The organism is Frigoribacterium sp. Leaf44 (assembly GCF_001421865.1).
Lineage (GTDB): Bacteria > Actinomycetota > Actinomycetes > Actinomycetales > Microbacteriaceae > Frigoribacterium.
Genome location: NZ_LMLG01000006.1, coordinates 445,097 through 448,209 on the forward strand (window position 1 = coordinate 445,097; position 3,113 = coordinate 448,209).

A 3,113-nucleotide genomic window follows, 5' to 3' on the forward strand; every position below is an offset into this window, starting at 1 on the left:
CCGTCGAGGGCGACAGGCAGGTGACCGAGGCCCGACCCACGGGTTCGTCCGCCTCGGCGGTGTCGCCCGCCTCGTCCGAGCCCCTCGGCCCCGCGACCACCGGGTCGCCGACAGCGACCGTGGACGTGACGGCGACGCACCGGTCCGACACGATCAGCGAGGCGTCGCCCGACAGGTCGGCCGTCCAGTCCACGGTGCCCGGCCGGTCCTGCGAGAAGGCGACGAGCTGCTGCCCGGTGGGCGCGGCGAGCGTCACCACCACGTGGTCGCCGGCCGCCTCGGGCCAGCCGTACGCGTCGTCGTCGACCGGCAGGCGGTGCTCCTCGCCGGTGGCGGCGTCGATCACCCGTGACCCCTCGCCGGCCGTCGTCAGCAGGTAGAACTCGTCGTCGACGAGCCTCACGGTGGCCTGCGACGGTTCGTCGCCCTGCCACGTGACGGTGTCGGGATCGTCGAGGTCTCTGAGCTCGAACCGCGTCACGTCGTCCTCGTCGGTGGTCGGCCCCGAGCCGTCGGGCCCGAACCGCGACCGGGGCTGGTGCGAGACCAGGACGGTCGTCGTGGAGACCTCCTCGATGCGCGTCACCAGGTCGTCGTCGGTCGACTCGACGGACGCGGACCAGTCGGTCACCTCGCCCGTTCGCAGGTCCATCCGGGCCAGGGTCGAGCCCGTGTCGCCCTCGACGACCAGGGTGGCCACGCGTCCGTCGTCGTCCGGCGTCACCGAGACCGACCGCACCGCCCGACCGAGGGCCGTGGCCACGTTCGCGCTCCACACCACGTCGCCGGTGTCGCCGTCGACCCGGGCCAGGCGTCCCCCGGCACCGCCGCAGCGGTCGGACTGCTCGGCCGACTGGGCGGAGACGAGCGCATCGTCGCCGACCATCCCCGCGAACGCGTAGTAGGCGCAGCCCGAGGGCATCCCCGGGGTGGCCGCATCCGCCAGGTCGGTCTGCCAGACGGTCGCCGTGGGCTCGGACCGCAGGTCGTCGACCAGCATCGCGGGCCGCACCGGCTCGTCGTACCGCGGCTGCATCGCGAGGCCCGCACCGGCGACGAGCGCGGTCACCACGGCGACGGCGCCGACCGTCAGCCCCAGGCGGCGAGCCCGGGAGGCGCGGGTCCAGACCCGGCGCAGCGCACGACCCGTTCGGCGTCCGACCGCCTGCAGTGGTGGCGGCTGCGCGCGCCTCCCTCCTCCGGTCGGCTCCACCCCGTCGTACCCGTCGCGAGCACCGGCGTCGGCTGCGGGCTCGTCGGGGTGATCGGCCGCGGAGGCGGGCGTCGTCGAGGAGCCGGCCCGCGCCTCCCAGGCTGCCGCCGGGCGCTCGGGACGCATCGGCTGCCACGGTCGTCCGTCCACGATGCCCCTCTCGCCCGCCATGCTACGAGACGTGGCCGGTCCGCCGGTATGCTGGCGCGTCGTCCCCCGAGACGGGGCCACACCGACCGCCGGCACCACCCGCCCGCACCACTCGCCCGCACCACCCCAGGAGGCAGCATGAGCACCGTCCCCAAGGCCCGGGGGCTCAGCACCCTGTGGCGCACGAAGTCGGTCGAGTCGTCGCTCGCCGACTCGACGGGGCCCGAGAACGGGCTGAAGCGCTCGCTCGGCGTCACCGACCTGACCCTCATGGGCATCGCCGTCGCGGTCGGGGCCGGCATCTTCTCGGTGGGCGCCAACGCCGCCGCGAACTTCGCGGGCCCGGGCGTCACGTTGTCGTTCCTCCTCGCCGCCGTCACCTGCGGCCTTGCGATCATGTGTTACGCCGAGTTCGCCTCGACCATCCCCGTCGCGGGCAGCGCGTACACCTTCACCTACGCCACCCTCGGCGAGTTCCTGGCCTGGATCATCGGGTGGGACCTCATCCTCGAGACCCTCACCGGCGCGGCCGTGCTGGCCAAGTACTGGGGCATCTACCTCAGCACCGTGTTCTCCGGATTCGGCCTGGACGTGCCCGACACCCTGTCGATCGGGCCGCTCGAACTGAGCTGGGCGCCGTTCGTCATCGTCGCGTTCTTCACCGTGCTGCTCGTCCTGGGCACGCAGCTCAGCTCGCGCGTCGGCAGCGTCTTCACCGTCATCAAGGTCGCGATCGTGCTGTTCGTCATCGTGGTCGGCTTCTTCTTCGTCAAGGCGTCGAACTACACGCCGTTCGTCCCCGCGTCGCAGCCCCGCCCGGCCGGCGAGGGCGACGTCTGGACGCAGTCCCTCTTCTCGTTCGTCTCGGGCGCCGAGCCCGCGCAGTACGGCGTCTTCGGCCTGCTCGCCGGCGCCTCGCTCGTCTTCTTCGCCTTCATCGGGTTCGACGTCGTCGCGACCAGCGCCGAAGAGGTCAAGAACCCGCAGAAGACCATGCCCCGCGGCATCTTCCTGGGCCTCGCCATCGTCACCGTGCTCTACGTGATGGTCTCCATCGTGCTCACCGGCATGGTGTCGTACCGCGACCTCGCCGCCGTCGAGGCCCCGACCCTGGCCACGGCCTTCGACCTGGTCGGCGTCGGCTGGGCCGCTCAGGTCATCGCCATCGGAGCCCTGATCGGCCTGACCACGGTCATCATGGTGCTGCTGCTCGGCCTCGCCCGCATCGTCTTCTCGATGGCCCGCGACGGCCTGCTGCCCCGCTGGCTCGCGAAGACCTCGGCCGTCCGCAAGACGCCCGTGCGCGTCCAGGTCATCGCTGGCGTCGTCGTCGCCCTGATCGCCGGCTTCACCGACGTCGGCGTCCTGGAAGAGATGATCAACATCGGCACGCTGTCGGCCTTCGTGCTGGTCAGCATCGGCGTCATCGTGCTGCGGCGCACGCGTCCCGACCTGCCGCGGGCGTTCCGCGTGCCGCTGTCGCCCGTGCTGCCGATCCTGTCGGCGGTGCTCTGCGTCTGGTTGATGTTCAACCTGACCACCCTCACCTGGGCTCGGTTCGCCGTGTGGCTCGTGATCGGCGTCGTCGTGTACTTCGCCTACGGGCGTCGGCACTCGCGGGTCGGGCTCGGCGAGGACGCCGCCGCCCCGGCACCCGCCGTCGACGCCGGTGGCCGGCCGCGCTGAGCGGTCTGCATATCGACGAAGAACCCCGTTGCGTGCGGTGGACCCCGAATCGTCGGGGTCCACC

General features: G+C 72.3%; 2 protein-coding genes. One reads left to right on the forward strand and one right to left on the reverse strand.

From position 1 onward, the window contains the following. On the reverse strand, positions 1-1,363 hold a 1,363-nt coding region (locus ASE87_RS10615; protein WP_200925468.1), incomplete at its 3' end, for a hypothetical protein. Between the two features lie 138 nt (positions 1,364-1,501). Here ASE87_RS10615 and ASE87_RS10620 point away from each other — a divergent pair. Beyond that, positions 1,502-3,049 carry an APC family permease gene (locus ASE87_RS10620; RefSeq protein ID WP_056228379.1) on the forward strand — a complete coding sequence of 516 codons (1,548 nt, stop codon included), beginning with the start codon at positions 1,502-1,504 and terminating at the stop codon, positions 3,047-3,049. The last annotated feature ends 64 nt before the right edge of the window (positions 3,050-3,113 follow it).

Coding starts and splice junctions, on each gene's coding strand:
- ASE87_RS10620 (WP_056228379.1), top strand. CDS start 1,502: ATGAGCACCGTCCCCAAGGCCCGGGGGCTCAGCACCCTGTGGCGCACG.